Origin of the sequence: Candidatus Nitronereus thalassa (assembly GCF_032191465.1) — a bacterium.
GTDB lineage: Bacteria > Nitrospirota > Nitrospiria > Nitrospirales > UBA8639 > Nitronereus > Nitronereus thalassa.
The window spans coordinates 128,216-154,309 of record NZ_JAQOUE010000002.1; the positions used below are offsets into that span (position 1 = coordinate 128,216).

41 protein-coding genes are annotated in these 26,094 nt (G+C 48.1%); all 41 read right to left on the reverse strand.

Going from position 1 to position 26,094, the window contains the following annotated elements; translation table 11 throughout:
• Positions 1-6: 6 nt before the first annotated feature.
• Positions 7-639 carry a hypothetical protein gene (locus PPG34_RS15810; RefSeq protein WP_313834413.1) on the reverse strand — a complete coding sequence of 211 codons (633 nt, stop codon included), beginning with the start codon at positions 637-639 and terminating at the stop codon, positions 7-9.
• A complete protein-coding gene (locus PPG34_RS15815; protein WP_313834414.1) occupies positions 623-1,204 on the reverse strand; it encodes a PilN domain-containing protein in 582 nt (193 codons plus the stop codon). The genes PPG34_RS15810 and PPG34_RS15815 overlap by 17 nt, the downstream gene beginning before the upstream one ends.
• Complete coding sequence (gene pilM / locus PPG34_RS15820; protein WP_313834415.1) at positions 1,205-2,293, reverse strand: type IV pilus biogenesis protein PilM; 1,089 nt, start codon at positions 2,291-2,293, stop codon at positions 1,205-1,207. It lies immediately after the preceding gene.
• A gap of 261 nt (positions 2,294-2,554) precedes the next feature.
• Complete coding sequence (gene rapZ / locus PPG34_RS15825; RefSeq protein ID WP_313834416.1) at positions 2,555-3,439, reverse strand: RNase adapter RapZ; 885 nt, start codon at positions 3,437-3,439, stop codon at positions 2,555-2,557.
• An 83-nt stretch (positions 3,440-3,522) separates the two neighbouring features.
• Positions 3,523-5,031, reverse strand: coding sequence for an RNA polymerase factor sigma-54 (gene rpoN, locus PPG34_RS15830; protein ID WP_313834417.1), 1,509 nt, complete (start codon positions 5,029-5,031; stop codon positions 3,523-3,525).
• Between the two features lie 28 nt (positions 5,032-5,059).
• The gene (gene lptB, locus PPG34_RS15835) at positions 5,060-5,791 is read right to left on the reverse strand and encodes an LPS export ABC transporter ATP-binding protein (protein WP_313834418.1); all 732 of its coding nucleotides are present in this window, start codon (positions 5,789-5,791) and stop codon (positions 5,060-5,062) included.
• A 50-nt stretch (positions 5,792-5,841) separates the two neighbouring features.
• Positions 5,842-6,372 (reverse strand): LptA/OstA family protein, encoded by a 531-nt coding sequence (locus tag PPG34_RS15840; RefSeq protein WP_313834419.1) that lies wholly within the window; start codon positions 6,370-6,372, stop codon positions 5,842-5,844.
• Entirely contained in the window at positions 6,353-6,919 is a 567-nt protein-coding gene (lptC, locus tag PPG34_RS15845; RefSeq protein WP_313834420.1) for an LPS export ABC transporter periplasmic protein LptC, read from the reverse strand. Before lptC ends, PPG34_RS15840 begins: the two co-directional genes overlap by 20 nt.
• A 204-nt stretch (positions 6,920-7,123) precedes the next feature.
• A complete protein-coding gene (gene rplQ, locus PPG34_RS15850) occupies positions 7,124-7,543 on the reverse strand; it encodes a 50S ribosomal protein L17 (protein ID WP_313834421.1) in 420 nt (139 codons plus the stop codon).
• Positions 7,544-7,575: 32 nt separating this feature from the next.
• Positions 7,576-8,562 carry a DNA-directed RNA polymerase subunit alpha gene (locus tag PPG34_RS15855; protein ID WP_420888105.1) on the reverse strand — a complete coding sequence of 329 codons (987 nt, stop codon included), beginning with the start codon at positions 8,560-8,562 and terminating at the stop codon, positions 7,576-7,578.
• Positions 8,563-8,641: 79 nt separating this feature from the next.
• Positions 8,642-9,268 carry a 30S ribosomal protein S4 gene (rpsD, locus tag PPG34_RS15860; protein ID WP_313834422.1) on the reverse strand — a complete coding sequence of 209 codons (627 nt, stop codon included), beginning with the start codon at positions 9,266-9,268 and terminating at the stop codon, positions 8,642-8,644.
• A 76-nt stretch (positions 9,269-9,344) separates the two neighbouring features.
• Positions 9,345-9,728: a 30S ribosomal protein S11 gene (rpsK, locus tag PPG34_RS15865; RefSeq protein ID WP_313834423.1), complete on the reverse strand. Its 384-nt coding sequence runs from the start codon at positions 9,726-9,728 to the stop codon at positions 9,345-9,347.
• Positions 9,729-9,749: 21 nt separating this feature from the next.
• Complete coding sequence (rpsM, locus tag PPG34_RS15870; protein ID WP_313834424.1) at positions 9,750-10,115, reverse strand: 30S ribosomal protein S13; 366 nt, start codon at positions 10,113-10,115, stop codon at positions 9,750-9,752.
• 79 nt (positions 10,116-10,194) lie between these two features.
• Entirely contained in the window at positions 10,195-10,308 is a 114-nt protein-coding gene (gene rpmJ / locus PPG34_RS15875) for a 50S ribosomal protein L36 (RefSeq protein WP_313834425.1), read from the reverse strand.
• Positions 10,309-10,326: 18 nt separating this feature from the next.
• The gene (gene infA, locus PPG34_RS15880; RefSeq protein ID WP_313834426.1) at positions 10,327-10,545 is read right to left on the reverse strand and encodes a translation initiation factor IF-1; all 219 of its coding nucleotides are present in this window, start codon (positions 10,543-10,545) and stop codon (positions 10,327-10,329) included.
• Between the two features lie 48 nt (positions 10,546-10,593).
• The gene (gene map / locus PPG34_RS15885; protein WP_313834427.1) at positions 10,594-11,343 is read right to left on the reverse strand and encodes a type I methionyl aminopeptidase; all 750 of its coding nucleotides are present in this window, start codon (positions 11,341-11,343) and stop codon (positions 10,594-10,596) included.
• 9 nt (positions 11,344-11,352) lie between these two features.
• The gene (locus tag PPG34_RS15890) at positions 11,353-12,000 is read right to left on the reverse strand and encodes an adenylate kinase (RefSeq protein ID WP_313834894.1); all 648 of its coding nucleotides are present in this window, start codon (positions 11,998-12,000) and stop codon (positions 11,353-11,355) included.
• A gap of 6 nt (positions 12,001-12,006) precedes the next feature.
• Positions 12,007-13,320 carry a preprotein translocase subunit SecY gene (gene secY, locus PPG34_RS15895; RefSeq protein WP_313834428.1) on the reverse strand — a complete coding sequence of 438 codons (1,314 nt, stop codon included), beginning with the start codon at positions 13,318-13,320 and terminating at the stop codon, positions 12,007-12,009.
• On the reverse strand, positions 13,313-13,762 hold the full coding sequence (rplO, locus tag PPG34_RS15900; protein WP_313834429.1) for a 50S ribosomal protein L15: 450 nt from the start codon (positions 13,760-13,762) through the stop codon (positions 13,313-13,315). The genes secY and rplO overlap by 8 nt, the downstream gene beginning before the upstream one ends.
• A complete protein-coding gene (gene rpmD, locus PPG34_RS15905) occupies positions 13,759-13,965 on the reverse strand; it encodes a 50S ribosomal protein L30 (protein WP_313834430.1) in 207 nt (68 codons plus the stop codon). The genes rplO and rpmD overlap by 4 nt, the downstream gene beginning before the upstream one ends.
• Before the next feature lie 36 nt (positions 13,966-14,001).
• Positions 14,002-14,481 carry a 30S ribosomal protein S5 gene (gene rpsE / locus PPG34_RS15910; protein ID WP_420888106.1) on the reverse strand — a complete coding sequence of 160 codons (480 nt, stop codon included), beginning with the start codon at positions 14,479-14,481 and terminating at the stop codon, positions 14,002-14,004.
• A gap of 18 nt (positions 14,482-14,499) precedes the next feature.
• Positions 14,500-14,865 (reverse strand): 50S ribosomal protein L18, encoded by a 366-nt coding sequence (rplR, locus tag PPG34_RS15915; RefSeq protein WP_313834431.1) that lies wholly within the window; start codon positions 14,863-14,865, stop codon positions 14,500-14,502.
• Between the two features lie 9 nt (positions 14,866-14,874).
• Positions 14,875-15,414 carry a 50S ribosomal protein L6 gene (gene rplF / locus PPG34_RS15920; RefSeq protein ID WP_313834432.1) on the reverse strand — a complete coding sequence of 180 codons (540 nt, stop codon included), beginning with the start codon at positions 15,412-15,414 and terminating at the stop codon, positions 14,875-14,877.
• 49 nt (positions 15,415-15,463) lie between these two features.
• Positions 15,464-15,868, reverse strand: a complete 405-nt coding sequence (gene rpsH / locus PPG34_RS15925; protein WP_313834433.1) for a 30S ribosomal protein S8 — start codon at positions 15,866-15,868, stop codon at positions 15,464-15,466.
• A gap of 50 nt (positions 15,869-15,918) precedes the next feature.
• Complete coding sequence (locus tag PPG34_RS15930; protein ID WP_313834434.1) at positions 15,919-16,104, reverse strand: type Z 30S ribosomal protein S14; 186 nt, start codon at positions 16,102-16,104, stop codon at positions 15,919-15,921.
• A 36-nt stretch (positions 16,105-16,140) separates the two neighbouring features.
• A complete protein-coding gene (rplE, locus tag PPG34_RS15935; RefSeq protein WP_313834435.1) occupies positions 16,141-16,731 on the reverse strand; it encodes a 50S ribosomal protein L5 in 591 nt (196 codons plus the stop codon).
• Positions 16,731-17,099, reverse strand: a complete 369-nt coding sequence (gene rplX / locus PPG34_RS15940) for a 50S ribosomal protein L24 (RefSeq protein WP_313834436.1) — start codon at positions 17,097-17,099, stop codon at positions 16,731-16,733. The genes rplE and rplX overlap by 1 nt, the downstream gene beginning before the upstream one ends.
• Positions 17,099-17,467, reverse strand: a complete 369-nt coding sequence (rplN, locus tag PPG34_RS15945) for a 50S ribosomal protein L14 (RefSeq protein ID WP_313834437.1) — start codon at positions 17,465-17,467, stop codon at positions 17,099-17,101. Before rplN ends, rplX begins: the two co-directional genes overlap by 1 nt.
• A 34-nt stretch (positions 17,468-17,501) precedes the next feature.
• Entirely contained in the window at positions 17,502-17,780 is a 279-nt protein-coding gene (gene rpsQ, locus PPG34_RS15950) for a 30S ribosomal protein S17 (RefSeq protein ID WP_313834438.1), read from the reverse strand.
• A gap of 36 nt (positions 17,781-17,816) precedes the next feature.
• Entirely contained in the window at positions 17,817-18,002 is a 186-nt protein-coding gene (gene rpmC / locus PPG34_RS15955; protein ID WP_313834439.1) for a 50S ribosomal protein L29, read from the reverse strand.
• 12 nt (positions 18,003-18,014) lie between these two features.
• Positions 18,015-18,434, reverse strand: coding sequence for a 50S ribosomal protein L16 (gene rplP / locus PPG34_RS15960; RefSeq protein ID WP_313834440.1), 420 nt, complete (start codon positions 18,432-18,434; stop codon positions 18,015-18,017).
• Between the two features lie 21 nt (positions 18,435-18,455).
• On the reverse strand, positions 18,456-19,121 hold the full coding sequence (gene rpsC / locus PPG34_RS15965) for a 30S ribosomal protein S3 (RefSeq protein ID WP_313834441.1): 666 nt from the start codon (positions 19,119-19,121) through the stop codon (positions 18,456-18,458).
• Positions 19,122-19,186: 65 nt separating this feature from the next.
• A complete protein-coding gene (gene rplV / locus PPG34_RS15970) occupies positions 19,187-19,531 on the reverse strand; it encodes a 50S ribosomal protein L22 (RefSeq protein WP_313834442.1) in 345 nt (114 codons plus the stop codon).
• Between the two features lie 18 nt (positions 19,532-19,549).
• Positions 19,550-19,837 (reverse strand): 30S ribosomal protein S19, encoded by a 288-nt coding sequence (rpsS, locus tag PPG34_RS15975; RefSeq protein WP_313834443.1) that lies wholly within the window; start codon positions 19,835-19,837, stop codon positions 19,550-19,552.
• Between the two features lie 17 nt (positions 19,838-19,854).
• A complete protein-coding gene (gene rplB, locus PPG34_RS15980) occupies positions 19,855-20,685 on the reverse strand; it encodes a 50S ribosomal protein L2 (RefSeq protein ID WP_313834444.1) in 831 nt (276 codons plus the stop codon).
• Positions 20,686-20,759: 74 nt separating this feature from the next.
• Positions 20,760-21,053 carry a 50S ribosomal protein L23 gene (gene rplW / locus PPG34_RS15985; protein WP_313834445.1) on the reverse strand — a complete coding sequence of 98 codons (294 nt, stop codon included), beginning with the start codon at positions 21,051-21,053 and terminating at the stop codon, positions 20,760-20,762.
• Positions 21,050-21,673, reverse strand: a complete 624-nt coding sequence (rplD, locus tag PPG34_RS15990) for a 50S ribosomal protein L4 (protein WP_313834446.1) — start codon at positions 21,671-21,673, stop codon at positions 21,050-21,052. Before rplD ends, rplW begins: the two co-directional genes overlap by 4 nt.
• 4 nt (positions 21,674-21,677) lie before the next feature.
• Positions 21,678-22,304: a 50S ribosomal protein L3 gene (rplC, locus tag PPG34_RS15995; RefSeq protein ID WP_313834447.1), complete on the reverse strand. Its 627-nt coding sequence runs from the start codon at positions 22,302-22,304 to the stop codon at positions 21,678-21,680.
• A 47-nt stretch (positions 22,305-22,351) separates the two neighbouring features.
• A complete protein-coding gene (gene rpsJ, locus PPG34_RS16000; RefSeq protein WP_313834896.1) occupies positions 22,352-22,657 on the reverse strand; it encodes a 30S ribosomal protein S10 in 306 nt (101 codons plus the stop codon).
• 25 nt (positions 22,658-22,682) lie between these two features.
• Positions 22,683-23,888: an elongation factor Tu gene (gene tuf, locus PPG34_RS16005; RefSeq protein ID WP_313834448.1), complete on the reverse strand. Its 1,206-nt coding sequence runs from the start codon at positions 23,886-23,888 to the stop codon at positions 22,683-22,685.
• Between the two features lie 103 nt (positions 23,889-23,991).
• Positions 23,992-26,076: an elongation factor G gene (gene fusA, locus PPG34_RS16010; protein ID WP_313834449.1), complete on the reverse strand. Its 2,085-nt coding sequence runs from the start codon at positions 26,074-26,076 to the stop codon at positions 23,992-23,994.
• Between the last annotated feature and the right edge of the window lie 18 nt (positions 26,077-26,094).

A 26,094-nucleotide genomic window follows, 5' to 3' on the forward strand; every position in this document is an offset into this window, starting at 1 on the left:
CGAGACTTACCCTTTCCCTTCCATCGCATGGGCCGGCCTAGGAATATCACTATTCCCAGCCAGAGTACGGCCGGCTCCTTTAAACCCAATGAAATCAATTATTGTCTGAATCGTAGGCGTTCCGGAAGTACTATCAGCACTATGCATCAACATAGCCGTGATCCCCATGGCTTTTGAAAGATCCTGCATGTGGTCCAAAAATCGAGCCACATGATGAAAGCCCCCTTCAACATGAAGCCGAAGACGTTGCTCTTTCAGATCGGTTCCTGAGTGAACCTTAGATTCAACTGGCTTCCACAAGGTAACATTCACGAGCGTTTTTTGGCTCATGTTCGACATTTCGGAAAGGACCTGACTCATGGGAACCTCTAATCCGAGACTGGCCTCCTGTAGATTCGCTATGGATGTCCACTGAGACAACTCTTCTTGCGCAGCAAGATATTGTCGTTCGAAACGAGAAAACTTGCTAATGGTTATCTCGAGACCCTGAACTTTCAGGACTAATTCCTCTTGCTCCTTCATCATGGGTTGGACAATCAAGCCATAACACATTCCTCCCCACAGTACTAACACAAGGATAACGAGGGAAATTTTCTGCTTCAATGGCGTGAATTCACACCATTCAAGAAGCCCTGACATATTCCACCTCTGAGGTCAAAAGGAGGTCCATGATAAAGTGGTAGGAAGAGGATTCCCCGGAAACTCTTCCTGCCTCACGCACTGTCACATTTTGAAAAAGGCTGTCTTGATTTAGAAGTTTGGCGAATTTCACGATTTGATCCTTGGATTCTGAAAACCCCATGAGCTTGACCTGCCCCTGTTCCATTTCAAGATCAGACAACCAGAGCCGTAAAGGATCAAGGCTGCGACTAACCACATCCAATACCTGAATGGCCTGCCGACGTTGAACCAGTAAATGGGTCACTTGACGACTTCGCTCCTTTACGTCGTCAAGCTGGCGAGACGTTGCTTCCAGTTGACTCTGGAAATTCTCTACACCACGAAGCCTGTCCATCAGTTGAGCTTCCTGCTCCCGCAAGGAAGAAATCGATCTGTCCATGTTCCACCAAATAAGGCCTGAAGCCACCACCAGTCCAACAATAAGAAACACCCCGACTGACAGTTCGATTTGACAGCGTCGGCGACGACGCTGTTCATTGGCTAACGGCCGACGAAGAAGATTAATCGCGATCATGTTGAACATTTATCCATGTAGAATTCTCAGGCCCAATCCTCCAGCAACATTAGCCAAGGACTCTACGGTGGATTTCGATACCCCTCGCCCACCAAAATTAAACGGCGCAAAGAGGTTGATACATGAGGTAGGCATCATGAGAGACTGCGAAATTTTTTCCTGAAGTTCAAGGTTCATGCCCAAAGGTCCGCTGAGGAAAATTCGTTCAAGATGAAAGTTAGGTTGACATTCTCTGGCGCTTTCGACCGTTCGCTTTACCTCATTGACGATTTCAGCCTGGTTCAGTTTCTCACAATAGGAAGGGGCCACTACCTGATTCTCCAGGGAATCACCTGAAAGTCCGAGATGCCTCACGTCACGAAATTCACCACCAGTAAAGAAAGGCCCTACAGCAGAAGAAAGACATACATCACGAACAAAAAGCGGTTCACCTTGTCCCACGACGGCAATATTCATCACGGCATTCTGAATATTGACCACGAGATAAGAATAATAGGTCTGAACCTCATTATTCATTTGAGCCAGATTGAGAATCGCCAAGGTTTCCACATCGCATATAATGGGATGCAGCTGTACTTCTTCGAGTACTTCTCTGTGCTCGTCAACGGTTTCACGCTTGGCCGCAACAAGAAGAATATCTATCTCCTCACTGGTAACTTTGGTAGATGATGATGAACACAATGAAAAATCAAGATACACCTCATCAGGATCATAAGGAATAAATTTAGCACTCTCCCACAAGAAATATTCTTCGAGATTCTGTTGATGACTCCGAGGCACCCGAATTCGTTTCACTATCACCGATGCTCCACTCACAGCCATGGCCACGTGAGCACCCTGCAACCGGTATTGTTCGACTAACACACGGAGGCCCTCTTTCAGGGATAGTCGGTCTTTTATTCTTCCATTGTCCAAAGTTTGTGATTCAAGGAGCTGGTAGCCCCACCGATTCACAAAAAACCGACCTTGGTGATTTCGGAATTCTACAAACGCAATCGCTTCGGACCCAATGCTCAAGCCAATAACAGGATGCCGTCTGGCACTTGCCCAATTGGGCAAAAATCTCTGCTTAACCTGTGCAAGAAGAGAGGTTCCCATTGGAGCAGAAAAGGTTCCCAATTTGCTAAAAATCTTTCGTTTTCTTCACCGAAATTTTATGACAATTTGAGAATAAAATTGCCAAGGCAACCCTACACTGTTGGCCAATTTTCCGTCAAACAAGACCTTTATTCAGGTTCCTCGATTGGCGTCATAAAACCAGGCTTTCAGAGCTGAACATAGTAAGGATCGTTTAGGAAAGAGAAGAGAAGAATAAAGTCGGGCAAATCTGCGGCGAGCAATACTTGTGATGTAGGAAGACTAGCTGCGATGCAGGTCACGATGGCGTATTTTGACATCATGTCCCAATGAAAGGAACACTTGTTGCAGTTTCAGAGCAATGGCTACAGAACGGTGCCGCCCCCCCGTACATCCAATCGCAACTGTCAGATAACTTCGGCGTTCTTGCTCAAACAACGGAAACAGAAAGACGAAGAGGTTTTGTAAATGTTGAATAAAACCCTCGGCGTTTTTATTTTCAAATACATACCGTTGGACCGCTTCATCTTCCCCGGTCAACTCTTTTAACTCCGGTACGAAATTTGGATTTTTAAGGAAACGCACGTCAAACACTAAATCCGAATCATAGGGCACTCCGAATTTGTACCCAAACGTCATAAGGGACACCCGCATCGATTGCTTATGATCCAGGTCGCTAAAATGCCTGGCCATCCAATCCCGTAGTTCATGCACGGTCATGTCGGACGTATCGAGGACTTGATCTGCCCCATTCCGCAATTCCTGTAATTGGAGACGCTCCAATTGAATTCCCTCAATAACTGGTTGCTGCGGGAGAACAGGATGAGGCCTACGGGATTCGGAAAATCGACGAGTCAATACCGCATCACTGGCTTCCAAGAAAAGCAGCTCGACACGATAGGCGCTTTGCTTTAAGCGTGAAAGGTTTTCAAAAAAGTCGGCAAAAAACCCTCGTTCTCGAATATCAATACCCAACCCAATATTACGAACATCGCCTCCCTGTTGGGCGCACAGCTCGGCAAATTTCGGGAACAAGGCAGGCGGAAGATTATCCACACAGAAAAACCCGAGATCCTCTAAGCATTTTAAGGCCTGAGTCTTCCCTGATCCTGAAGCCCCACTGACAATCACCAACTGAAACGGCACTTCTGGATTTATCGACTCCATCGTCTCTCCCTAGACCCACACATTTCATTGTGGGAGACCAGAAATGGTAGAAGTGTACTTCTCATAATTCTACGCGTGACAGGTTATGACGGAATACGTTTCCGTTGGCTGGCAGGGGCAATATTGAGTTCCGCGCGATATTTGGCCACGGTTCGTCGGGCAATAATAATTCCTCGACTTTTCAGCTTGGTGACAATTTCTTGGTCTTTCAGTGGTTTGCTCGCGCTTTCATTGGAGACCATCTCCCGGATTAATTCACGAACTGTGAGGGAGGACAAGTCTTCTGCCCCTGGATCAGAACGTCCAATTCCTGCGTTAAAGAAAAACTTGAGTTCCAACATGCCTTGGGGGCAATACATGTATTTATTCGTCGTCACCCGACTGATGGTGGACTCATGCATACCCACATCTTCAGCCACCTGCTTCAACACCAGGGGTTTCAAATACTGAATGCCTTTTTCAAGGAACGCTTCTTGAAAATGAATCAGACTATGCACGACTTTTAAAATGGTCTTGTTTCGCTGGTCGAGGCTTCGAATAATCCATTGTGCGCCACGGACTTTATCTTCTAAATAAGTTTTGGTCGCTTCAGAGGTGTCACCACTTCCACTTACCATTTCTTTATAGTAGGGACTAATTTGCACGCGAGGCAGACCGTCTTCATTCAAGAGCACGACCCATTCCCCTTCATCTTTAAACACGAATACATCGGGAATGATGATCTGATTATTATCCGAAAAATAGGGCCGTCCAGGTTTAGGCTCCAATCCTTCGATGATATGAACCGCATCATAGACCTCTTCGAGGGTAACCCCGACTTCTTTGGCAATATTCTGGTAGCGTTTCTTCTGAAGATCCGGCAAGTGTTTGGCCACAATGGTTTTGAGTAAACAATCTGTACTTACCCCATTGCCGGAATGGGTCCCTTCAACCAAGCCATAATGAAGATGTCTGAGTTGTATGTTCAAACATTCTTGTAGGTCTCGCGCGCCAACACCTGGGGGGTCAAATGTCTGAATGAGATCCAACGCATTTTCCACTTGATGGAGGGAAACCTGCATCTCTTCCGCGACTTCCTCGAGGGAAGTACGGATATATCCATCTTCATCAATATTCCCAATCAAGACGGTGCCAATCGCTTGCTCGGTTTCATTCACGGAAGATAAGCGTAATTGCCACAACAAATGGTCTTCAAGTGAGGTCGGTTTTGTCAGGGTCTGCTCATAGGAGGGAAAATCCTCGTCTGAGGATGATGACGATTGTGTGGCACCACCTGCCCGCCAATCGCTTTCGTAATAGTTATCCCATTCCTCGGAAGAAAGGGGTTCGGAGAATTCTGCGGTGGTATTTTCAGTACTGGGTTCCCCTTCCGCCGGGGTCCCTTCTTTCCCTTCGGCGGCTCCAGTTTCACCTGCAGGTCCCTCGACATCTTCATCGCCAGCAACTTCCTCAAGGAGCGGATTCTCCATAAGATGCTGAGACAAGGTTTGCTGAAGTTCTAACCTGGATAATTGCAGGAGCTTGATGGCCTGCTGAAGTTGGGGAGTCATCACCAACTTCTGGCTCAGCTTTAAATCCAGTCTTAATTCCATGCTGACACGTTCACCCTTTGACAAGTACTCATGACAACTTGAAACGTTCCCCCAAATACAATGCCCTGGCTTGAGGACTACTTACAACCGCCTCGGGCTTTCCCGACTCCAGGATCGTGCCTTCGTTAATTATATAGGCTCGATCCGTTATGGAAAGGGTTTCTTGTACATTATGATCGGTAATAAGAATCCCAATATCCTTGCTTTTTAAGGATTGGATAATTTCTTGAATATCCGCCACGGCTATGGGATCAATACCCGCAAAGGGTTCATCCAACAACAAAAAACTCGGGTTTGTAGCGAGGGCTCTGGTTATTTCGAGGCGTCGCCGCTCTCCACCTGATAAGGTGAAGGCCTTATTTTTTCGAAGATTGGTCAGCCCAAGCTCACTCAATAATTCATCAAGCCTGGCCTGACGATCCCCCTTTGAAAGGCGAAGTGTTTCTAAAACGGCCATGATATTATCTTCTACCGACAAACGCCGAAATACCGAGGCTTCCTGAGGAAGATACCCAATGCCTCGGCGAGCCCGCTGATACATGGGAAGGTGGGTGATGAGCTCGCGGTTCAGGAGAATTTGACCATGATCCGGCTGACATAACCCAACCACCATATCAAAGATGGTGGTTTTCCCTGCTCCATTTGGCCCAAGTAGTCCAACGATTTCTCCAGCCTCGACCTCAAGGGAGACCCCGCGGACGACTTCCCGTCCCTTAAAACTTTTTCTCAGTTGCTTCGCATATACACGGGGCTGCTGCATGACGTGACAAAAACCAACACTCCAGGTAAATCTCCGTTTTCGAGAGCGCCCTACTGTTCACCTTCCGATTCCTCAATAACGACGCGAGATCCCCCCTCCACAATACTACGCTCTTCTTTTAAAAAAATCGTCATCTTCGTACCCGTCACGCGGGTTCCATTTTGCCATGCCACCGGTGAGTCGGTGAGCACGACTTTTTCTTCGTCTTTATAGTACACGGCTCGCCCACTGGTGGCCTTGCCATCTTCCTTCTCGATAATGACATGCCCCTGAGCATCGACCACGTCCACTTGTTGTCCAAAAGAATCATCTGATGACTTATCAGATTTCCCAGGGCTATCCTTTTTAAAATACACGATCATCCGATCAGCGCGGATTACCATATTATCGCGCGTGAGCACCACGGACTTTTCAAAAATGGCCTTTCGGGACTTTCCTTGGGCCGTCATCGTCCCAGAGGTAATGGTCGTCGGATTGCGTGGTGCCGCAAACCCGGCCGCATCAAAAAGCCCCCACCATAGCACCCCAATCACCAAGAGGACTTTTGACAGGGAAAGGAGATTACGACGAGGATTGGACACGGACATGATCTAGAACTGAAAACTCCTCTGATTCAAGGTGTCCCACTAAACCAACCCCAGTAATGGTCAAACCATTGCCTTGGATCGTCACTGGACTTGGCGTTCGTATTTCTTGATTGGCGTCAATCCAATGCAGGTGTGGGGTAAGAATCGTATACCCATTTTTGAGTTCGATGACGATGGGATCTTGTCGATTGCGTAATTCAAAATCTTTGGTTTCCGTATTGATCACCCCCTCATCGGCATCCACCATCATTTCTTCGCCCTGCTGTCCAAACAATCGTAACTGCACCTCTTTCAGGGTCGCCTCTTGTTTATCTTCAAATACTTCGGCGCGCTGAGCGGCAACTTCCCATTGCACCATCCCATCTTTTGTTTGACGATACACAAACCCTTCCATGCCAGCATCGGCTTCCTCAAGCTCTGGTAAGGCAATGGAAGGGGGAGGCGCATTGGTCTGCATATGACCAACGACCACATACGCTAAATACACGCTAAGGCCCAGGATGATTCCACCTAGCGTCCATCGCAAAAAACGGTTGGACATCCCAGTTGCACTCCATTCACGTATATCAAGCGATGTGAAAAAAGAATAGCACAGGGCCCTATCCAAGTAAACTACACATTCTTGGATAGGGCACAGGATTCTATAATGATGTCAACTAGTTAGAAGAAACAACGAAAGGACAGCAAGAAAGACATTAAGCGTCAAGGCTCAGGTGAGGAAGAGCGTGAGGAACACGAGAAATGTTTACTTTTTCTCGGCATCAGATTCGGCATCAGTATCAGATTCCTTCTCAGGTTTCACCGATACTTCACGCGCCACCAATTCCAACGCCACCATTTCAGCGGCATCCCCAGGACGTCGCCTCGTCGGAATAATTCTGGTATACCCACCAGAACGACTGTGGAACCGCCCTGCCACATCATCAAACAGCTTGGAAACAATGGTCTTTTGTTGAATGAAACTCAAGGCCTGACGTCTGGCGTGCAACGTACCAGACTTCCCTAAGGTAATCATTTTCTCCGCTAGCCCGCGAATTTCCTTTGCTTTCGCCTCTGTAGTTTCAATCCGTTCGTGTTCTATCAACGACGTCACTAAGTTCCGGAACAGGGCATGACGATGTTTGGTGTTTCGTCCAAGTTGTCTACCACTTTTTCGGTGCCGCACTGGATTACCTTCTTTCCCTAAACCTGGGTGAATTACGAGTTCGAGGAACTGACGGAATCAGTCTTAATTCCTAATCCTAATCCCATTTCCGACAGAACTTCTTTAATTTCATTTAAGGACTTTTTCCCAAAATTTTTCGTTTTCAACATTTCCATTTCCGTCCGTTGCACCAAATCTTCAATAGTCTTGATATTGGCGTTTTTCAAACAATTCGCAGCACGAACGGAAAGTTCCAATTCATTAACACTTCGCGACAAGTTTTTTGTAAATTCCGCCTGCACCTCATTTTGTGAGGAATCCGGCTCCGCCTCCCGCATCTCTTCGCTCGGAATGCAAATGGCCAGATGTTCTCGAAGAATACTCGCAGCAGAGGACACTGCCTCTTGTGGAGTGATGTCCCCATCCGTCCATACTTCAAGGTTTAAACGATCATAATCGGTCATTCGACCAACCCGAGCATTTTCCACATTAAAATTAACGCGCTTGATAGGTGAAAAAATCGAGTCCACAGGAATCACGCCAATGGGCAACCCCTCTTCTTTATTGCGTTCGGCTGGCACATAGCCTCGTCCGGGCTTCACAATCATTTCAATATCAATCATCCCATCTTTGTCCAAGGTCGCAATTTTCAAGTCAGGATTCAGGACCGTGACATCCGCATCATGTTCAATATCAGAGGCTTTGGCATCGCCCGGCCCTTTCTTTTTTAGCCGGATGGCCTTGGCTTTGTCCGTATGGAGTTTTAGCCGGAGGCTCTTGATATTGAGAATGATCACGGTTAAGTCTTCCGTCACACCTGGAAGGGTAGAAAATTCATGATAAGCCCCTTCAATCTTTACCGACGTGACAGCAGCGCCGGGGAGTGAAGACAACAGGACACGCCGCAGAGAATTTCCAATGGTCGTTCCAAATCCGCGTTCGAATGGTTCAGCGGTGAACTTCCCATAGGTGGCAGAGGCCGTGTCTTTTTCCAACTCCAGCCGCATCGGCAGCTGAAAATCTTTCATCCCTTTGCTCATTACGCCCCCCTTCGCCTCATCTGTCTATTGCAAAAAATTCATCAACCAGTTTCTTGCTTGAAAAATAATTATTGGAACCTTATCGAGAGTACAACTCGACGATAACCTGTTCATTAACGGGCGCCCCAATATCATCCTTGGCTGGCAAGGCATTAATCGTCCCACGAAACGCCTCGCGATCGACATCAATCCAATTGGGGGCTCCCCGCCCTTCCGTGACTTCTAACGCACTTTTTATCGCCAACAGTTCATGACTTTTGGGTTTGACCGAAATCACATCACCCACCGAAGTCGTAATGGAAGCAATGTCGGCCTTCTTTCCATTCAACAGAATATGCCCATGATTCACCAACTGCCGAGCTTGCTTTCTTGATAGGGCAAAGCCGATTCGATAGACCACATTATCCAAGCGTTGCTCCAGCAAACGCAGAAGGTTTTCACCCGTCACACCGCCCTGACGTTCGGCTCGCTTAAACACCCCACGGAACTGACGTTCGAGCATGCCATACATACGCCGTAATTTTTGTTTTTCTCGAAGCTGCGCACTATAGTCGGTTACCCGTGATCGGCCTTGTCCGTGTTGTCCCGGAGGATAACTCCGTCGCTCAATCGCACATTTGTCCGTCATGCACCGCGTTCCTTTGAGAAAGAGCTTGACGCCCTCTCGCCGACAAATCCTACACACTGGTCCCGTATAATTCGCCACGTCGTATTCCTTTCACCTAAAACTCAGCCATGTTAGGCCGCCATTTACTTTCTTTCGTTGTTCAGGAAAATCCTAGTTACACCCTTCGTCGCTTCGGAGGACGACACCCATTATGCGGGATAGGGGTTACATCACGAATTAAAGTGACACGCAAGCCCACTGATTGCAAAGCTCGAACAGCTGATTCCCGGCCTGATCCCGGACCATTGACATACACGTCAATTTGCCGCATCCCATGTTCCATGGCTTTTCGTCCCGCAGTTTCTCCCGCTTTGGTTGCAGCAAACGGTGTGCTTTTTCGAGACCCCTTAAACCCCAAACTACCTGAGCTCGACCAGGACACCGTATTTCCACCCATGTCCGTAATTGTCACCAACGTATTATTAAAGGATGCTTGGACATGTGCAATTCCGGCCTGAACAATTTTTTTCTCTTTTTTTCGCCCCTTACTCACACTCATGAATTCACCCTTATTAAAATCTTATTTCTTGCGACCAATCGCGGCTCGCTTCCCTTTTCGGGTTCGAGCATTAGTTTTCGTTCGCTGTCCACGAAGGGGCAGCCCTTTTCGATGACGGAGCCCTCGATACGTACCGGTGTCAATGAGCCGCTTGATGCTCATCGTGATTTCTCGTCGCAAGTCACCTTCCACATTGCATTCACGATCAATAATTTCACGAAGCTTCACGATGTCTTCTTCGCCAAGATCCTTGACTCGAGTCGAACCATCAATCCCCGTTTTTTGCAGGATACTTCGAGCCGTCCACGGACCGATTCCGTAGATATAGGTTAATCCGATATCAACACGCTTCCCAACGGGAAGATCTACTCCTGCAATACGAGCCATCCGTCCTCCTTAGCCCTCTACCACGGCAAAGACCGACAGGTGAGTGCCCTGTCCTTTCGTGACTGAGACTGACATTTAATTACCCTTGTCGTTGCTTATGCTTCGGATTACTGCAACGAACCCGAACCACACCACGTCGCCGGTACACAGTACATTTTGAACAAATTGGTTTGACTGACGATTTTACCTTCATTTTCAAGCCCACATCGTATTATTTAAATCGATAGGTAATCCGGCCTCTCGTTAAATCATAGGGGGACATTTCCACGGTCACCTTATCTCCAGGTAAAATTCGGATAAAGTGCATCCGCATTTTGCCAGAAATATGGGCCAAGATCTTATGTCCACTTTCTAATTGCACTCGAAACATCGCATTGGGCAAGGTTTCCAACACGGAACCCTGGACCTCAATCACATCTTCTTTTCCCATAATTACATTTGGACTTTCAGAGAAAAGTCCTTTGCCCTTATCGTCCGTTTAGAGTGCCGTTAATATTCTTGGAGGACCGCTCGGTTGGATGGCAATGGTATGCTCAAAATGAGCGGAAAGGCTCCCGTCTTGCGTCACGGCCGTCCATTGGTCATCCAGCACCCGCACATGATACCCCCCCACATTTACCATAGGTTCAATAGCCAACACCATGCCTACCTGCAAGCGGGGCCCGTGGCCTGGCCGCCCATAGTTCGGCACCTGAGGTTCTTCATGCAATTGGCGCCCAATACCATGCCCGACAAAATCCCGGACCACCGAAAATCCATGGGCTTCAACATGCTGCTGAACCGCATGCGAGATGTCTGACAAGCGATTGCCAACTACCCCTTGTTCAATGCCTTTCATCATCGCTTCTTCGGTCACCCGCATTAATGTCGCCACCTGATCAGGGACAGGACCGACAGGGACTGTCACAGCGCCATCCCCATAAAATCCATGAACAATTGCACCCAAGTCAAGCCCGATAATATCACCCTCCTTCAAGATTCGGTTTGAGGGGATTCCATGAACGACCTCGTCATTCACCGCTACGCACAAAGTCTTAGGATAGTTCCTATACCCTTTGAATGCAGGAACGCCCCCGTGGCCTCGTATAAACTCCTCGGCGATACTATCAAGGAACAGGGTTGTAACGCCTGGCCTGACCTCTTTCTTCAACACTTGATGGGCCTCTGCGACAATTTTGGACGCCTGGGCCATCATTTCAACTTCTTCTGGTGTTTTTAAAACAATCATCAATAATATTTAAGAGGCTGACAGTAACGCCACAAGGCGACCTTGCACATCCTCCACAGCTCCAGAACCATTCAATTCGACCAACAAATTTTTTTCCCGGTAATACTGAATTAGGGGTGAGGTTTGTTCTTCATAGACATTTAACCGTGACTCCACGGTTTCCTTTTGGTCATCACTTCGCTGGATAAGCGTCCCACCACAATCGTCACAGACGCCTTCCTGTTTTGGAGGAACAAACTCCACATGATACACAGCAGGACAGTTTGAACAACTTCGACGACCACTCAGTCGACTGATCACTTCTTCCCGGGGAATCACAAAATACACCACCCGATCCAGCGAGACCCCTTTTTTCGCTAGCATTCCAGTTAGGGTATCAGCTTGGGGAACGGTTCGTGGAAACCCATCGAGAATAAAACCTTTGGCACATTCTGCCGCATTCGTCTTTTCTTCAACTAATCCGATCACCACCTTGTCAGGAACAAGGTCTCCTCGATCCATAAACTGCTTGGCTTCCAATCCTAACGGCGTCTTCTGCGCCACCGCTGCTCGCAACAAGTCTCCAGTCGAAATTTTGGGAATGCCGTACTTGGCAGACACCATTTCCGCTTGTGTACCTTTTCCAACTCCAGGAGCCCCAAGAAAAACCAATCGCATCACAGACTACCCACTCCGTCCCTTAAGTTTCCCCTTGGATAAGAATCCTTCATAGTTGCGCATCAACATATGCGATTCAATCTGTTGAGCCGTATCGAGTCCAACCCCAACCGTAATCAACAAGGAGGTTCCGCCAAAATAAAACGGAACATTGAGCCGATAAATCAACAACTCGGGGATAACGCAAACGATAGCCAAATAGATGGCCCCCGCAAAAGTGATCCTGGTGAGCACTTTATAAATATAATCCGCCGTGCGTTGCCCCGGCCGTATTCCCGGAATAAACCCTCCGTACTTTTTCATATTGTCTGACATGTCCACCGGATTCAGAACCACGGCGGTATAAAAAAAGCAAAAGAAGAGAATCATACTCACATAGAGCAACGTATACACAACTGAACCTGGAGCCAAATGTGCACCAAGTTCTTGAACCCAAGGTACCTGAATAAAGCCTGTAATCGTTGCTGGGAACGCGATAATTGACGACGCAAAAATAGGTGGGATCACTCCCGCCGTGTTAATCTTTAACGGTATATGAGTATTTTGCCCTCCAAAGACTCGGCGTCCAACCACACGTTTTGCATATTGAACAGGAACTTTTCGCCGACCACTTTCCAAAAAGACGATGGCCGTGACCACCCCGACCATGACCAAACCTAAGATGATGAGGAACAGAAGGCTTAGCTCACCAACCCGGTACAGATCAAACGTCTGCACCACAGCACTTGGAAGTCTGGCGACAATTCCAGCAAAAATTATCAACGAAATTCCATTTCCAACCCCACGTTCCGTGATTTGCTCACCAAGCCACATGAGAAATGCGGTTCCAGCAGTGAGGGTAATCACAGTCATAAACCGAAAGGCCCAACCCGGCTCAAGAACAAACTGGCCTTGATTCATTCCTTCCAAACCAAGCGCTATACCAAATCCTTGGACCAGCGCAATGCCAATCGTGCCATAGCGAGTGTATTGGATAATGGTTTTTCTTCCGCGCTCACCCTCCTTCGCAAGTTTGGATAAATGAGGTATAACGACGGTCAGTAATTGAATGATGATCGAGGCACTAATATAGGGCATGATGCCCAGTGCAAAGATCGTCAGACGGGATAAAGCACCGCCTGAAAAAATATCAAGGAACCCTAAAAGGGCTCCACCACGATCAAGAAGAAACTTCGCAAGTTCATCGTTATTAATTCCAGGTGTAGGAACATGTGCTCCAATCCTATACACAGCCAACATTGCCAGCGTAAAAATCACACGGCTGCGTAACTCTGGAATTTTAAGAATGTTTTGGAAGCTCGTAATGAGCCGTTCAAGCACGGCCAATGACCTTGGCTTGCCCACCTGCTTGCTGAATCTTTTGGAGGGCCGACTGGCTAAATTTATGGGCTTCCACGACAAGTGGCTTTGTGAGTTCGCCCACCCCTAGAATCTTAATAGGCTTCGACCGTTTCCTCACGATGCCCTTGTCATATAGGACTTGCGGCGTCACTTCATTGACGTCAGATAGGGTTGAAAGCGCTTGGAGGTTGACAATACAGTATTCAACCCGAAAGGGATTATGAAATCCTCGCTTCGGCAAACGACGAGCTAAAGGCATCTGGCCGCCTTCAAATCCTGCCATATTGGGCTTCCCTGAGCGAGCCAATACCCCCTTATGCCCTTTTCCCGAGGTCTTTCCATGACCAGATCCGTGACCACGCCCTACGCGTTTTGGCTTCTTCTTCGATCCAGGAGCGGGTCGTAATTCATGCAATTTCATGTGGATTTCACCTCAACCAAATGCTTCACTTTATCAATCAAACCAAGAACCTGAGGATTTTTAGGATGCTCAACGGTTTGGTGTAATCGTCGCAATCCTAGGCCCAGTAATAATACCCGTTGCTTCTTGTGACGACCAATAGGGCTCTGTTTTAGCGTGATTGAGACTCGGTCCGTTTCAGATTTTTGTTTTGAAGTAGGCATGTTATTCAACTTGTAATATCTGTGTAATAAATCAGTTTATCCGGCCTGGCGAATACGCTTTACGGCCTCAGGATCCTTCAACTGCGCCAATCCAGCTAATGTGGCCTGAACGACATTGAATGGATTTCCCCGTCCCAAGGTTTTCGCCACAATATTATTGACTCCTAGGACCTCCAAAATGGCACGGACCGCGCCACCGGCAATAATTCCTGTCCCTTCCTGAGCCGGCTTCATCAACACATGCTCTCCACAAAAGAATCCATGGACATCATGAGGAATGCTACCGTTTTTTAAGGGAACCTGAATTAACTGTTTTTTGGCACGACCCACCGCTTTCGCAATGGCTGGAGGAACTTCCGCAGCTTTGCCTTTTCCGATTCCCACCCATCCAGAGCCATCACCCACGACCACAAGAGCGCTAAAGGAAAAACGCTTCCCCCCTTTTACGACCTTGGCCACGCGATTAATAGAAACCAGTTTATCCTTTAAATTCAATTCTTCAGGATTGACACGCAAAATACTATTCCCCCTGGGCTAAAAGTTAAGCCCGGCTTCACGAGAAGCGTCAGCTAAGGCTTTAACTCGACCATGAAATAAACGCCCGCCACGATCAAACACGACGGCTGTGACATTGGCGGCTTTAGCTCTTTCAGCGATTCGCTGCCCTACTGCCTTAGCCGCAGCTGTGGAGGCCCCCGACGAAACACTGTCCTGGATGGCCTTTTCAAGAGACGAGGCCGCCGCTAACGTTCGCCCCTGAATATCATCAATAATTTGGGCATAAATATGCGCGTTACTTCGAAACACGTTTAGTCTTGGGCGGGCATCCGATCCAAGAATTTTTTTCCGGACCCGCGCCTTACGGCGGGAGAATCTTCGACGTTTGGTAGCTTCATTCATAAGAGCACTCTACTTCTTCCCGGCTTTACCGGCCTTTTTAATTAACACTTCTCCAGCGTATTTAATGCCCTTCTGCTTATAGACGTCAGGTGGGCGAATGCCACGTATGTTGGCAGCCACTTGCGTAACCAATCGCTTATCAATGCCCTTGACTAATACCACGGTCTGTTTATCCACTGTTGCCTGAACTCCCTTCGGAATAGACACAGAGACAGGGTGGGCAAACCCTACGTTTAAAGAAAGATCTTGACCTTTGACCTGAGCCCGATATCCAACCCCCGTGAGTTCCAAAGTTCGCTCAAACCCAGTGGTAACCCCTTCGATCAAGTTATGTAACTCCATCCGCGTCAATCCATGGAGCGCTTTTAGTCGAGGAATATCCGAGGCTCGCTCCACATGGAGGTGCCCATCTTTCACTTCCACATTGACGCCATCGACCAATCCCCACTGCAACTGACCAAGAGGACCTTTGACGGTCACTTGACGACCAGCCACTTGAACCTCAACGCCTTTCTTTATCGGAACCGGCTTTTTCCCAATTCGTGACATCTGTTGTTTTGTCCTAACCTAGGTTTACGAAGAAATACCGTTGGTATTGCTACCACACATAACACAACACTTCACCGCCCATTCCATTTTTCCGGGCCTCACTATCGGTGATGACACCTTTCGATGTGGAGATCAAAGCAACACCTAACCCCCCCATCACCCGCGGAATATCCGACTTCCCTACATAAATGCGATGGCCCGGCTTACTTACCCGTTTAATCCCACCAAGAATGGGTTTTTTCTCTCGACCGGGATGATACCGCAATTTAACTTCGAGACCTGGATGGCCATTAATGGTAGTGGGCTCAAAGCTTTGAATGAACCCTTCGGCCTGAAATACCGAGAGAATATTGGCTTTCAGCCGTGATGCTGGAATACCCACTGTTGGATGAGCCCGTCGACCCGCATTAAGCAGACGAACAAACAAATCAGCAACAGGATCAGTCATCGACATAGTGAATTCCTCAATTTAATAAAAAAGATTTTTCGCTAAACCCACAGAGCCTACCAACTGGACTTTGTGACCCCGGGGATGTCCCCACGCAGACCATGAAACCGAAAACAAATACGGCACATATGAAAACGCCTCAAAAAGGCTCGAACCCTTCCACACAGAGGACAACGGTTGTATCGTCGAACCTCAAACTTTGGTTCACTGGCTGCTTTAATTCGTAATGATTTCTTTGCCACAAGTTACTCCGACACAGTCCCTATCGGTTAATTAGATCAACGAAAAGGCATCCCTAAATGGGCCAGAAGCGCTTTTGCCTCATCATTGCGGTTCGCACTGGTCACTATTGTAATATCCATTCCATGGATCGAGGCCACATCATCATATTTTATTTCCGGAAAAGTTAATTGCTCTTTGAGGCCAAGAGTATAATTCCCCCGACCATCAAAAGCCTTGGGAGAGACCCCGCGAAAATCCCGAATCCGAGGAAGGGCAATGTTCATCAATCGATCCAGGAATTCATACATGTGATTTCCACGGAGCGTGACTTTGGCTCCAATCGGTATTCCTTGCCGCAATTTAAACCCGGCAATGGCTTTTTTAGCCTTGGTGACCACAGCCTTCTGTCCGGTGATCAACGAAAGTTCAGCCACTGCACTTTCTAATAGCTTGGCGTTTTGAACAGCTTCTCCCATTCCAACGTTAAGCACCACACGTTCCAGGCGAGGAACCTGCATCTGATTTTTATAGGAGAATTCCTTAATCATCAAAGGGAGAACCTCGGCCCGATATTTCTCTTTTAATCGGGGAAGCGGCTTTCCATTTGCCTTAGACTGACTAGGTTCTTTTGATTGCGTTTTACTCATTACACTTTATCCAAAATTTCTTCAGGACTTTTTCGAAGAATCCTGACACGCCGACCATCACCTAACACTTTAATCCCGATTCTTGAGGGTCGTTGAATTCCCTGCGAGAAAACCATCACGTTGGAAATCGCAAAGGGGGCCTCACGCTCCAAAATTCCGCCTTGTTTATGTTTTTGCGTTGGTTTTGTATGTCGCTTGATAATATTTAATTTCTCAACCGTCACCTTCCCCAACCGAGGAGACACCCCCAAGACTTTGCCGGTTTTTCCCTTTTCCCGTCCGGCAATAACCATCACCATATCTCCCTTTTTGACTTGAGCCTTCCGAAGGCCCTGAATACGCTGCTTTCCCGATCGACCTCTCGCCATTATATGACCTCAGGAGCCAGTGAAATAATTTTCATAAATTTCTTTTTTCGCAATTCCCTGGCCACAGGGCCAAAGATTCTGGTCCCAATGGGATCACCCTGAGCATTGACGAGCACACAGGCATTTTGATCAAAACGAATATAGGAGCCGTCTTCTCGCCGCGCGCTTTTCTTAGTTCGTACGATCACGGCCTTGACGACCTGGCCTTTTTTGACACCAGCTCGAGGAATCGCTTCACGAACTGAGACGACAATAATATCGCCTATCCCGCCATATCGACGACGCGTCCCTCCAAGCACATGAAAACAACGAACGCTTCGAGCTCCGGAATTATCAGCAACATCGAGATATGTGTAATTTTGAATCATGCCCGTTCAATACTCCTGCCAGAACCAATTGAATCTACGCTTGCTGAGACCGCTCGCCTTTTTCCACTACTGCTGAAACGCGCCAATGCTTATCTTTACTCAGTGGTCTCGTTTCTACGATCTTCACTCGATCCCCAATCTTCGATTCATTTTTCTCATCATGTGCCTTCAACCGAGACACACGACGCACGACCTTTCCGTACAATGGATGCGGAACAAACCTTGTCACCGCGACCACAACGGTTTTCTCCATCTTATCCTTGATCACTTCACCATACGAAACACGTTGCCTACGACGTTCAGGATTACCCATTCTTTAGCACCTTAACTCCAATCATCAAGCAAACCGTCACTTCTTCTCGCGAAGGACCGTTCGCGCCCTGGCTACATCACGCCGCACGTGACGAATGCGCATAGGGTTTTCGATCCGACCTAAAGCCAGTTGACATCTGAGATGAAACAGTTCTTGTTTCAACTCATGAACTTTCCCCAACACTTCTTCCGGTTCCAATTTTCTTAGTTCTTGAATATCCATAAATACGCCATGCTAAATCGCCAATTCCCCACGAACCACTAATTTTGTCGCCAACGGCAGTTTATGCCCAGCCAAACGAAAGGCTTCCTCTGCCACTGAACGGGTCACATCGTCCATTTCATAAAGAATACGCCCAGGTTTAACCACCGCAACCCAAAATTCTGGATTACCCTTTCCTTTACCCATTCGTACTTCAGCCGGCTTTTTGGTGACGGGCTTATCAGGGAAAATCCTCGTCCAAATTCTACCACCACGCTTCACATGACGCGTCATGGCAATTCTCGCGGCTTCAATCTGTCGAGCGGTTATTCGACCTGGCTCAAGAACCTTCAAGCCATACAACCCAAAAGATACTTCACCACCACGGTAGGCCTTCCCATACATACGGCCCTTATGTACTTTGCGAAACTTAACTTTTTTAGGAGATAGCATATTGATTCACGCCTATTCCACTTACAATAAAGAAAGAGCCGGCTCTCCAATATTCGTTGAAGGCAACTTAGCATCACCCTTGTAAATCCAAGCCTTGACCCCAATTTTTCCCATCGTGGTATTGGATTCAGCAAAACCATAATCCACATCAGCCCGGAGGGTATGAAGAGGGACACGCCCCTCTCGATACCATTCAGTCCTGGCAATTTCATTTCCCCCAAGACGCCCCGCACAGGCAACCCGCACCCCTTGCGCCCCCAAGCGCAATGCGGCGGCGACGCTACGTTTCATAGCACGACGAAACGACACACGCTTTTCCAACTGCAAGGCGATATTCTCCGCCACTAACTGTGCATCCAATTCTGGTTTTTTAATTTCCTTGACGGTGACATACACTTCCCGCCCATACTGTTGCTCCATCATGCCTTTGAGCTTGTCAACTTCCGCGCCTTTCCGTCCAATGATAATACCAGGACGAGCGGTATGAATAATGATTTTCACTTGATTCCCAGAACGTTCAATCTCTACCCGAGAGATACCCGCATGATACAACCGAGATTTGACGACTTTACGAATCTGCACATCCTCATGGAGCAACTTCACATACTCTTTTTTGGCATACCACCGTGAATTCCAGGACCTGGTATACCCAAGTCTAAAACCATAAGGATGTGTTTTTTGCCCCATAAATTCCGCCTACCCCTCTATGTCAAAATGAACAGCATTTCCAAAAATCAGCCAGACGCCAACCATCAAGAAACTTCGGAAGGAGCCACAACAATTGTCACATGACTCATTCGTTTATGAATTGGATTAGCCCTCCCCATTGACCGCGCCCTAAACCGTTTCAACGTCGGCCCACAATCAACATAGGCCCGCACGATTCGCAAAGACTCAGGATCACCAAGCTCTTTTTGTCCTGCATTGGCCACGGCAGACTGCAACAATTTTTCGACGACGGGGGCAGCTGATCGAGGAAGATATTTGAGAAGAGTTAAGGCCTCCGGCACCTCCCGCCCACGGATCAAATCTATCACCATCCGCATTTTCCTCGGAGTCATTCTCACAAATCTCAGGACTGCACTTGCTTCCGCCATTGCCCTACTTCCCTTCTCCTACTTTAATGGAACAGCTTTTTCTGATTTTGCAGCCCCATGCCCCTTAAAGAACCGCGTGGGAGCGAACTCACCTAATTTATGCCCAACCATATTTTCAGTGACATATACCGGCATAAACTTTTTCCCATTATGCACGGCAAAGGTATGGCCAATCATTTCTGGCACGACGGTCGAACGGCGGGACCATGTCTTAATCAATTTATTGTCACGGCTTTCATTCATCTTTTCGACCTTCTTCATCAGATGATCGTCCACGAATGGCCCTTTATGAACTGAACGAGGCATACACGACTCCTACTAGACTATTTACTCCGCCGTGAAATAATAAATTTAGACGAATCCTTTTTCTTTTTGCGGGTCTTGAACCCCTTGGTCGGCATTCCCCAAGGGGAAACTGGATGAGGATTCCCTTGGCCGGCTTTACCTTCACCACCACCATGAGGATGATCAACCGGGTTCATCACCACACCACGCACATGCGGCATCTTCCCTAACCACCGAGAACGTCCAGCCTTCCCGACATTGATTTTCTCATGATCCAAGTTACCCACTTGCCCAACGGTGGCCATACACGTACCCAAGATTCTCCGCATTTCCCCAGAAGTTAAACGGACTTGAATATAATGGCCTTCACGCCCCATCACTTGCGCCGAAGATCCCGCACTTCTCGCTAATTGGCCACCCTTTCCTGGCTTAAGTTCAATATTATGAATGACCGTCCCTAATGGCATAGCCGAAATTGGAAGCGCATTTCCAGGCCGAATATCGGCATCAGTCCCGGATTGCACCGTGGCACCAACCACTAAATCAACGGGAGAAAGAATATATCGCTTCTCCCCATCGGCATAATGAAGCAACGCAATCCTGGCAGATCTATTGGGATCATATTCAATACGGGCCACTTTCGCAGGAATACCAAATTTATTGCGCCTAAAATCAATTTGTCGATACAGACGCTTATGACCACCCCCACGAAATCGACTTGTGATGCGGCCCTGATTATTCCGCCCCCCAGACTGCCCCTGCTTCTTCGTAAGTTTTTTTTCAGGACGATCAGATGACAATTTTTCGCCAACAATCGCCGTCATACCTCTACGGCCTGGCGATGTGGGTCTGTATGATTTGATTGCCATTTTTCTTTCAACTTCCTTATTTCAAAATTACCAAACTTCCAAAATCTCTATCCACTTCCCGAGAACAATTTAACTTAGGCACTTTCATACAGTTCCAGCTTTTCACCCTCACGTAGCGTCACAATGGCTTTTTTCCAGTCTGGACGTTTTCCAAGAAAACGGCCCTGCCGCTTTTTCTTCCCCATAACGACCATCACATTGACACTCTTAACTTTGACTTTTAAGGCCGACTCCACGGCCTTTCTTACCTCTATCTTCGTAGCATCCTTCTTCACCAAAAATGCCACCCGGTTCGCCTGCTCTTGAAGTCCGGTGATTTTTTCAGTCAACAGCGGCTTCACAAGTACGTCAAAGGGATCGCGCTTCATGACCATAACTCCTGAACTTTATCCAGCTGATCTTTCACAATAACCAAGGACTCGTAACGTAGGACATCGTAAACGGTCATTTCACTGGGGACAACGGCCCTCACATCTTTCAAATTTCGTGCAGCACGGAAGAGATTGATGTTCTCTTCTCCTGCCACCAACAAAGCCGAACGCCCCAAACCCAACTTGGACAACATCGTCGAAAGCTGCTTTGTCTTAGCCTCAGAGAGCGACAACTCTGAAACAATCGATAATTCGCCTGCAGATTGCTTGGAGGATAAAGCACTTTGCATAGCCCCACGATACATTTTTTTCGGTATGGAATAATCGTAGGTGCGGGGACGAGGACCAAAAACTATTCCACCATGCCTCCACACCGGCGATCGATTAGATCCAGCCCTGGCCCGACCAGTATGCTTTTGCTTCCATGGCTTCTTTCCGGTGCCGCTGACTTCACCACGCCCCTTTGTGCTGGATGTTCCCTGCCGAAGCGAAGCACGCTGCATCACCACAGCGGAATGAACAAGAGGAACTTTAACAGGAACCCCAAATACAGAATCATTTAATTCAACGGAGCCAGCAGCCTTCTTCCCTGTATCTAAAACCTTAATAGTAGCCATAAAATTACTTTTTCCGAACCTTCTGAATGACAACATAGCCACCAGGAGGTCCGGGAACTGCTCCAAAAATTAACAGAAGGTTTTCCTCTGGGCGCACTTCAACAATTTTCAAACCACGAACTGTCACTCGTTGGGCACCCATATGGCCAGGAAGCCTCTTTCCTCTCCACACTCTTGAAGGAAAAGAACTCGCACCAACAGAACCTGGAGCACGATGAAACATGGATCCATGAGTAGCTGGCCCACCACCAAAATTGTGGCGTTTCATCACACCCTGAAAACCCTTCCCCCTGGATACCCCTTGCACATCGACCAACTCACCGTTTTCAAACAAATCAACGGATACGGTATCCCCAATTTGCTTGTCTGATGAACCACGAAACTCCCTTAAAGATTTCCAGAGCTTCTTACTACCAGATGCCCGAAGATGACCAATTTGAGCCTTAGTCAACTTTCGTTCCTGCACCTCGCGATATCCCAATTGAATGGCTTCATACCCATCTCGGTCCAATGTTTTGACAGCGGTAACATCACAAGGACCCGCTTCTACCACCGTCACAGGGTAAAGACGACGCTCTGCATCATACACCTGAGTCATCCCCAATTTTTTTCCCAACAATCCACCACTCATAATGCTACATCCTCACCCAAACCAGACAACACTTAAAAAAATGGTCATCACAATTTAATCTCGACATCCACTCCGGCAGCCAAACTTAATTTCATTAGAGCATCCATCGTGTCTGGAGTTGGCTCAAGAATATCCAGCAATCGCTTATAGGTTCGAATTTCAAATTGCTCTCTTGATTTTTTGTCAGCATGAGTCGAACGCTGAATCGTAAACTTTTCAATTCGGGTAGGAAGCGGAACAGGGCCAGCCACTCTCGCACCAGTCTGCTTAACCGTATCGACAATTTCACGCGCTGACTGATCAAGAATCCGGTAATCAAACCCTTTCAACCGGATACGAATTCGCTGATCCACACTTACCACGCTCTACCCCCTCAACCTATGCCAAAATTTCCGTCACCACGCCGGCGCCCACCGTGCGCCCGCCTTCACGAACCGCAAACCGCAACCCCTGTTCCATCGCAATCGGCGAGATCAACTCTCCCGTAAACGTCGTGTTGTCCCCCGGCATCACCATCTCCACCCCTTCATTCAATTGCACGATCCCCGTCACATCCGTCGTGCGGAAATAAAACTGCGGACGATAACCATTGAAAAACGGGGTATGCCGCCCCCCTTCTTCCTTGGTCAACACATACACCTCAGCCTTAAACTTCGTATGTGGAGTGATACTCTTCGGCTTGGCTAACACCATGCCCCGCTCCACTTCGTCTTTTTTGGTGCCCCGCAATAACGCCCCAATATTATCCCCCGCTTGCCCGTCATCTAAGACTTTCCGGAACATTTCCACCCCAGTCACGGTGGTGGTTTGTGTGTTGCCTAACCCGACAATTTCAATTTCATCGCCCACCTTCACTCGCCCCCGCTCCACCCGGCCCGTGACCACGGTCCCACGGCCACTGATGGTAAACACATCTTCGATGGGCATCAGGAAGGGTTTATCAATGGCGCGCTCGGGAGTAGGAATGTAGGTGTCAATCGCTTCCAAGAGCTTTATGATGGAAGGTACGCCGATGTCACTGGTGTCCCCTTCGATGGCTTTGATGGCCGAGCCCGTAATAATGGGCACGTCATCGCCGGGGAATTGATACTTCGAGAGCAATTCCCGCACTTCCAGCTCCACTAATTCCAACAGCTCGGGATCTTCGACTTTATCCGCTTTGTTTAAAAAGACGACGATATAGGGCACCCCCACTTGCCGGGCCAACAGAATATGTTCGCGGGTTTGCGGCATGGGCCCATCAGCAGCCGATACCACGAGGATGGCGCCATCCATTTGGGCCGCCCCGGTTATCATGTTCTTGACGTAGTCGGCATGCCCCGGACAGTCCACATGCGCGTAATGCCGATTGTCGCTTTCATATTCCACATGCGAGATGGCTATGGTCAGGATTTTGGTCGGATCCCGTCGCCCTTGCGATTCACTCGCCTTGGCCACTTGATCATAGGAGACATAGTTGGCCATCCCCTTATCCCCCATCACCTTCGTTAAGGCTGAGGTCAGGGTCGTCTTCCCATGGTCAACGTGCCCAATCGTCCCCACATTCAAATGCGGCTTCTTCCGATCAAATTTCGACTTCGCCATCTGCCCCTCCCTTTACAAATGCGACTTTTCTTAGGCAATCCAAACGAAAGAATAATTTGCTCAACCAATTCTTTCGATTACAGTTAACACTTTATTTATGTGATTACGACTCGCCGCGCTGCTTCCCCATGATTTGCTCGGAAATCAGCTTTGGGACGATATCATATTGCTCAAATTCCATTGAATAGGTGGCACGCCCTTGAGTTTTTGACCGAAGCGAAGTGGAATATCCAAACATTTCGCTCAAAGGGACCGCGGCATCCACCGCTTGAGATCCTGCACGGGACTGCATCCCCCGAACCTTACCTCTCCGGGAATTTAAATCTCCAATGACATCCCCCATGAACTCTTGCGGCACCAACACTTCAACTTTCATAATTGGCTCAAGCAAGGCAGGATCAGCTTTTTTACAAGCGCTCTCAAAGGCCATTGACCCAGCAATCTTAAAGGCCATTTCATTGGAATCCACTTCATGAAATGAACCGTCGAACAACGTCACACGCACATCACGCATGGGATACCCGGCTAATACCCCAGTCTCCATCCGCTCTTTCACGCCCTTTTCGACAGCTGGGATATATTCCCTCGGGATGATTCCCCCAACAATTTTATTAACAAACTCAAGACCAATCCCAGGTTCTGACGGCTCCACGTTTAGTACGACATGACCATACTGGCCGCGCCCCCCAGACTGCTTGATATATTTCCCTTCGGCTTCGCCCTTCTTACGGATCGTTTCACGGTAGGCAACTTCAGGCTTCCCCACATTTGCCTGAACCTTAAATTCTCGGACCAACCGATCGACAATAATCTCTAAATGCAACTCCCCCATACCAGAAATAATTGTCTGGCCTGTTTCGTCATCAGTGCGAACATGAAATGAAGGATCCTCCTGAGCAAGCTTTTCCAAGGAAAATCCAAGTTTCTCCAAATCTTGCTTGGTTTTTGGTTCCACTGCCATAGAGATGACTGGCTCAGGAAATTTAATTACCTCTAACAGGATTTGCTTCTTCTCATCAGCCAATGTGTCCCCTGTCCGTGCACCCTTCATTCCCACGGCGGCCGCAATATCCCCGGAATACACTACATCAATATCTTCGCGCTTATTGGCATGCATCTTCAGGAGCCGACCGATGCGCTCACGCCTTCCCTGCGTCACATTATAGACATAGGAACCTGTTTCTAATTTCCCAGAATAGACACGGAAGTATGTCAACTGACCAGCAAAGGGGTCCGTCATAATCTTAAAAGCAAGGGCGGAGAATGGTTCATCATCATTGGCTTTTCGATGCATGACCTCCCCAGAGTCTGGGTGCACCCCTTCAACCTCAGGAACATCCAACGGCGAGGGCAACAGGTCAACCACGGCATCCAACAAAGTCTGAACGCCCTTATTTTTAAAAGCCGTGCCACACAAGACCGGAGTTACCTTTAGCTGATTCGTCCCCATACGAATAGCCCGCTTTATCTCAGCTTCATTGAGGGTTTCCCCATTGAGGTAACGCTCAAGTAAAACTTCGTCGAATTCAGCCACAGCCTCCAGCATTTTTTCACGATATTCTTCGGCCATCGACAACAGATCAGAGGGAATCTCCCCCACTTCATAGCTAGCGCCAAGGGATTCATCATTCCACACAATGGCCTTCATTGAGACCAGGTCAATCACGCCAAGAAAATCCGCCTCTTTCCCAATTGGTAATTGAATGGGAATGGGATTGGCCCCAAGACGATCGATAATGGTCTGAATACTGTTAAAGAAATCCGCACCCACCCGATCCATTTTATTTAAAAAAGCAATTCGCGGGACATGATACTTGTCCGCTTGTCGCCAAACAGTCTCAGACTGGGGTTCCACACCCATGACGGAATCAAATACGGCCACAGCCCCATCCAACACTCGAAGAGAACGCTCAACTTCCACGGTAAAATCGACGTGCCCTGGAGTGTCAATTATATTGATGCGATGATCTTTCCAAAAACAGGTGGTGGCAGCAGAGGTAATGGTAATCCCACGCTCACGCTCCTGCTCCATCCAGTCCATCTGAGCCGCGCCTTCATGCACCTCTCCAATGCGGTGAGACACACCGGTATAAAACAAAATTCGCTCAGTTGTGGTCGTTTTACCGGCATCAATATGCGCCATAATGCCAATATTACGGGTCCGCTCTAATGGGTATCCTCGACTCAATTTTCCCTCATCTTCTTG

What these genes read in the sequence shown, in the direction of transcription:
- rpsK (WP_313834423.1), bottom strand. Translation starts at nt 9,728, where the DNA reads ATGAGTGTGAGTAAGGGGCGAAAAAAAGAGAAAAAAATTGTTCAGGCC.
- PPG34_RS15855 (WP_420888105.1), bottom strand. Translation starts at nt 8,562, where the DNA reads ATGAGCAAAGGGATGAAAGATTTTCAGCTGCCGATGCGGCTGGAGTTG.
- PPG34_RS15890 (WP_313834894.1), bottom strand. Translation starts at nt 12,000, where the DNA reads ATGCGATTGGTTTTTCTTGGGGCTCCTGGAGTTGGAAAAGGTACACAA.
- rplV (WP_313834442.1), bottom strand. Translation starts at nt 19,531, where the DNA reads ATGGCGGAAGCAAGTGCAGTCCTGAGATTTGTGAGAATGACTCCGAGG.
- pilM (WP_313834415.1), bottom strand. Translation starts at nt 2,293, where the DNA reads ATGGGAACCTCTCTTCTTGCACAGGTTAAGCAGAGATTTTTGCCCAAT.
- rplE (WP_313834435.1), bottom strand. Translation starts at nt 16,731, where the DNA reads ATGAGTAAAACGCAATCAAAAGAACCTAGTCAGTCTAAGGCAAATGGA.
- PPG34_RS15815 (WP_313834414.1), bottom strand. Translation starts at nt 1,204, where the DNA reads ATGTTCAACATGATCGCGATTAATCTTCTTCGTCGGCCGTTAGCCAAT.
- tuf (WP_313834448.1), bottom strand. Translation starts at nt 23,888, where the DNA reads ATGGCGAAGTCGAAATTTGATCGGAAGAAGCCGCATTTGAATGTGGGG.
- rpmJ (WP_313834425.1), bottom strand. Translation starts at nt 10,308, where the DNA reads ATGAAGGTAAAATCGTCAGTCAAACCAATTTGTTCAAAATGTACTGTG.
- lptB (WP_313834418.1), bottom strand. Translation starts at nt 5,791, where the DNA reads ATGCAGCAGCCCCGTGTATATGCGAAGCAACTGAGAAAAAGTTTTAAG.
- rpsC (WP_313834441.1), bottom strand. Translation starts at nt 19,121, where the DNA reads ATGGGGCAAAAAACACATCCTTATGGTTTTAGACTTGGGTATACCAGG.
- PPG34_RS15810 (WP_313834413.1), bottom strand. Translation starts at nt 639, where the DNA reads ATGTCAGGGCTTCTTGAATGGTGTGAATTCACGCCATTGAAGCAGAAA.
- rpsS (WP_313834443.1), bottom strand. Translation starts at nt 19,837, where the DNA reads ATGCCTCGTTCAGTTCATAAAGGGCCATTCGTGGACGATCATCTGATG.
- lptC (WP_313834420.1), bottom strand. Translation starts at nt 6,919, where the DNA reads ATGTCCAACCGTTTTTTGCGATGGACGCTAGGTGGAATCATCCTGGGC.
- rplW (WP_313834445.1), bottom strand. Translation starts at nt 21,053, where the DNA reads ATGAAGCGCGATCCCTTTGACGTACTTGTGAAGCCGCTGTTGACTGAA.
- rpsH (WP_313834433.1), bottom strand. Translation starts at nt 15,868, where the DNA reads ATGTCGATGACTGATCCTGTTGCTGATTTGTTTGTTCGTCTGCTTAAT.
- rplO (WP_313834429.1), bottom strand. Translation starts at nt 13,762, where the DNA reads ATGAAATTGCATGAATTACGACCCGCTCCTGGATCGAAGAAGAAGCCA.
- rplB (WP_313834444.1), bottom strand. Translation starts at nt 20,685, where the DNA reads ATGGCAATCAAATCATACAGACCCACATCGCCAGGCCGTAGAGGTATG.
- rplP (WP_313834440.1), bottom strand. Translation starts at nt 18,434, where the DNA reads ATGCTATCTCCTAAAAAAGTTAAGTTTCGCAAAGTACATAAGGGCCGT.
- rplN (WP_313834437.1), bottom strand. Translation starts at nt 17,467, where the DNA reads ATGATTCAAAATTACACATATCTCGATGTTGCTGATAATTCCGGAGCT.
- rapZ (WP_313834416.1), bottom strand. Translation starts at nt 3,439, where the DNA reads ATGGAGTCGATAAATCCAGAAGTGCCGTTTCAGTTGGTGATTGTCAGT.
- rpoN (WP_313834417.1), bottom strand. Translation starts at nt 5,031, where the DNA reads ATGGAATTAAGACTGGATTTAAAGCTGAGCCAGAAGTTGGTGATGACT.
- rpsQ (WP_313834438.1), bottom strand. Translation starts at nt 17,780, where the DNA reads ATGGGTAATCCTGAACGTCGTAGGCAACGTGTTTCGTATGGTGAAGTG.
- map (WP_313834427.1), bottom strand. Translation starts at nt 11,343, where the DNA reads ATGATTGTTTTAAAAACACCAGAAGAAGTTGAAATGATGGCCCAGGCG.
- rplX (WP_313834436.1), bottom strand. Translation starts at nt 17,099, where the DNA reads ATGGCGAGAGGTCGATCGGGAAAGCAGCGTATTCAGGGCCTTCGGAAG.
- infA (WP_313834426.1), bottom strand. Translation starts at nt 10,545, where the DNA reads ATGGGAAAAGAAGATGTGATTGAGGTCCAGGGTTCCGTGTTGGAAACC.
- rplD (WP_313834446.1), bottom strand. Translation starts at nt 21,673, where the DNA reads ATGGCTACTATTAAGGTTTTAGATACAGGGAAGAAGGCTGCTGGCTCC.
- rpmC (WP_313834439.1), bottom strand. Translation starts at nt 18,002, where the DNA reads ATGGATATTCAAGAACTAAGAAAATTGGAACCGGAAGAAGTGTTGGGG.
- rpmD (WP_313834430.1), bottom strand. Translation starts at nt 13,965, where the DNA reads ATGCCTACTTCAAAACAAAAATCTGAAACGGACCGAGTCTCAATCACG.
- rplR (WP_313834431.1), bottom strand. Translation starts at nt 14,865, where the DNA reads ATGAATGAAGCTACCAAACGTCGAAGATTCTCCCGCCGTAAGGCGCGG.
- rplC (WP_313834447.1), bottom strand. Translation starts at nt 22,304, where the DNA reads ATGAGTGGTGGATTGTTGGGAAAAAAATTGGGGATGACTCAGGTGTAT.
- rpsM (WP_313834424.1), bottom strand. Translation starts at nt 10,115, where the DNA reads ATGGCTCGTATTGCAGGAGTAGATCTTCCCGTTGGGAAGCGTGTTGAT.
- rplF (WP_313834432.1), bottom strand. Translation starts at nt 15,414, where the DNA reads ATGTCACGAATTGGGAAAAAGCCGGTTCCGATAAAGAAAGGCGTTGAG.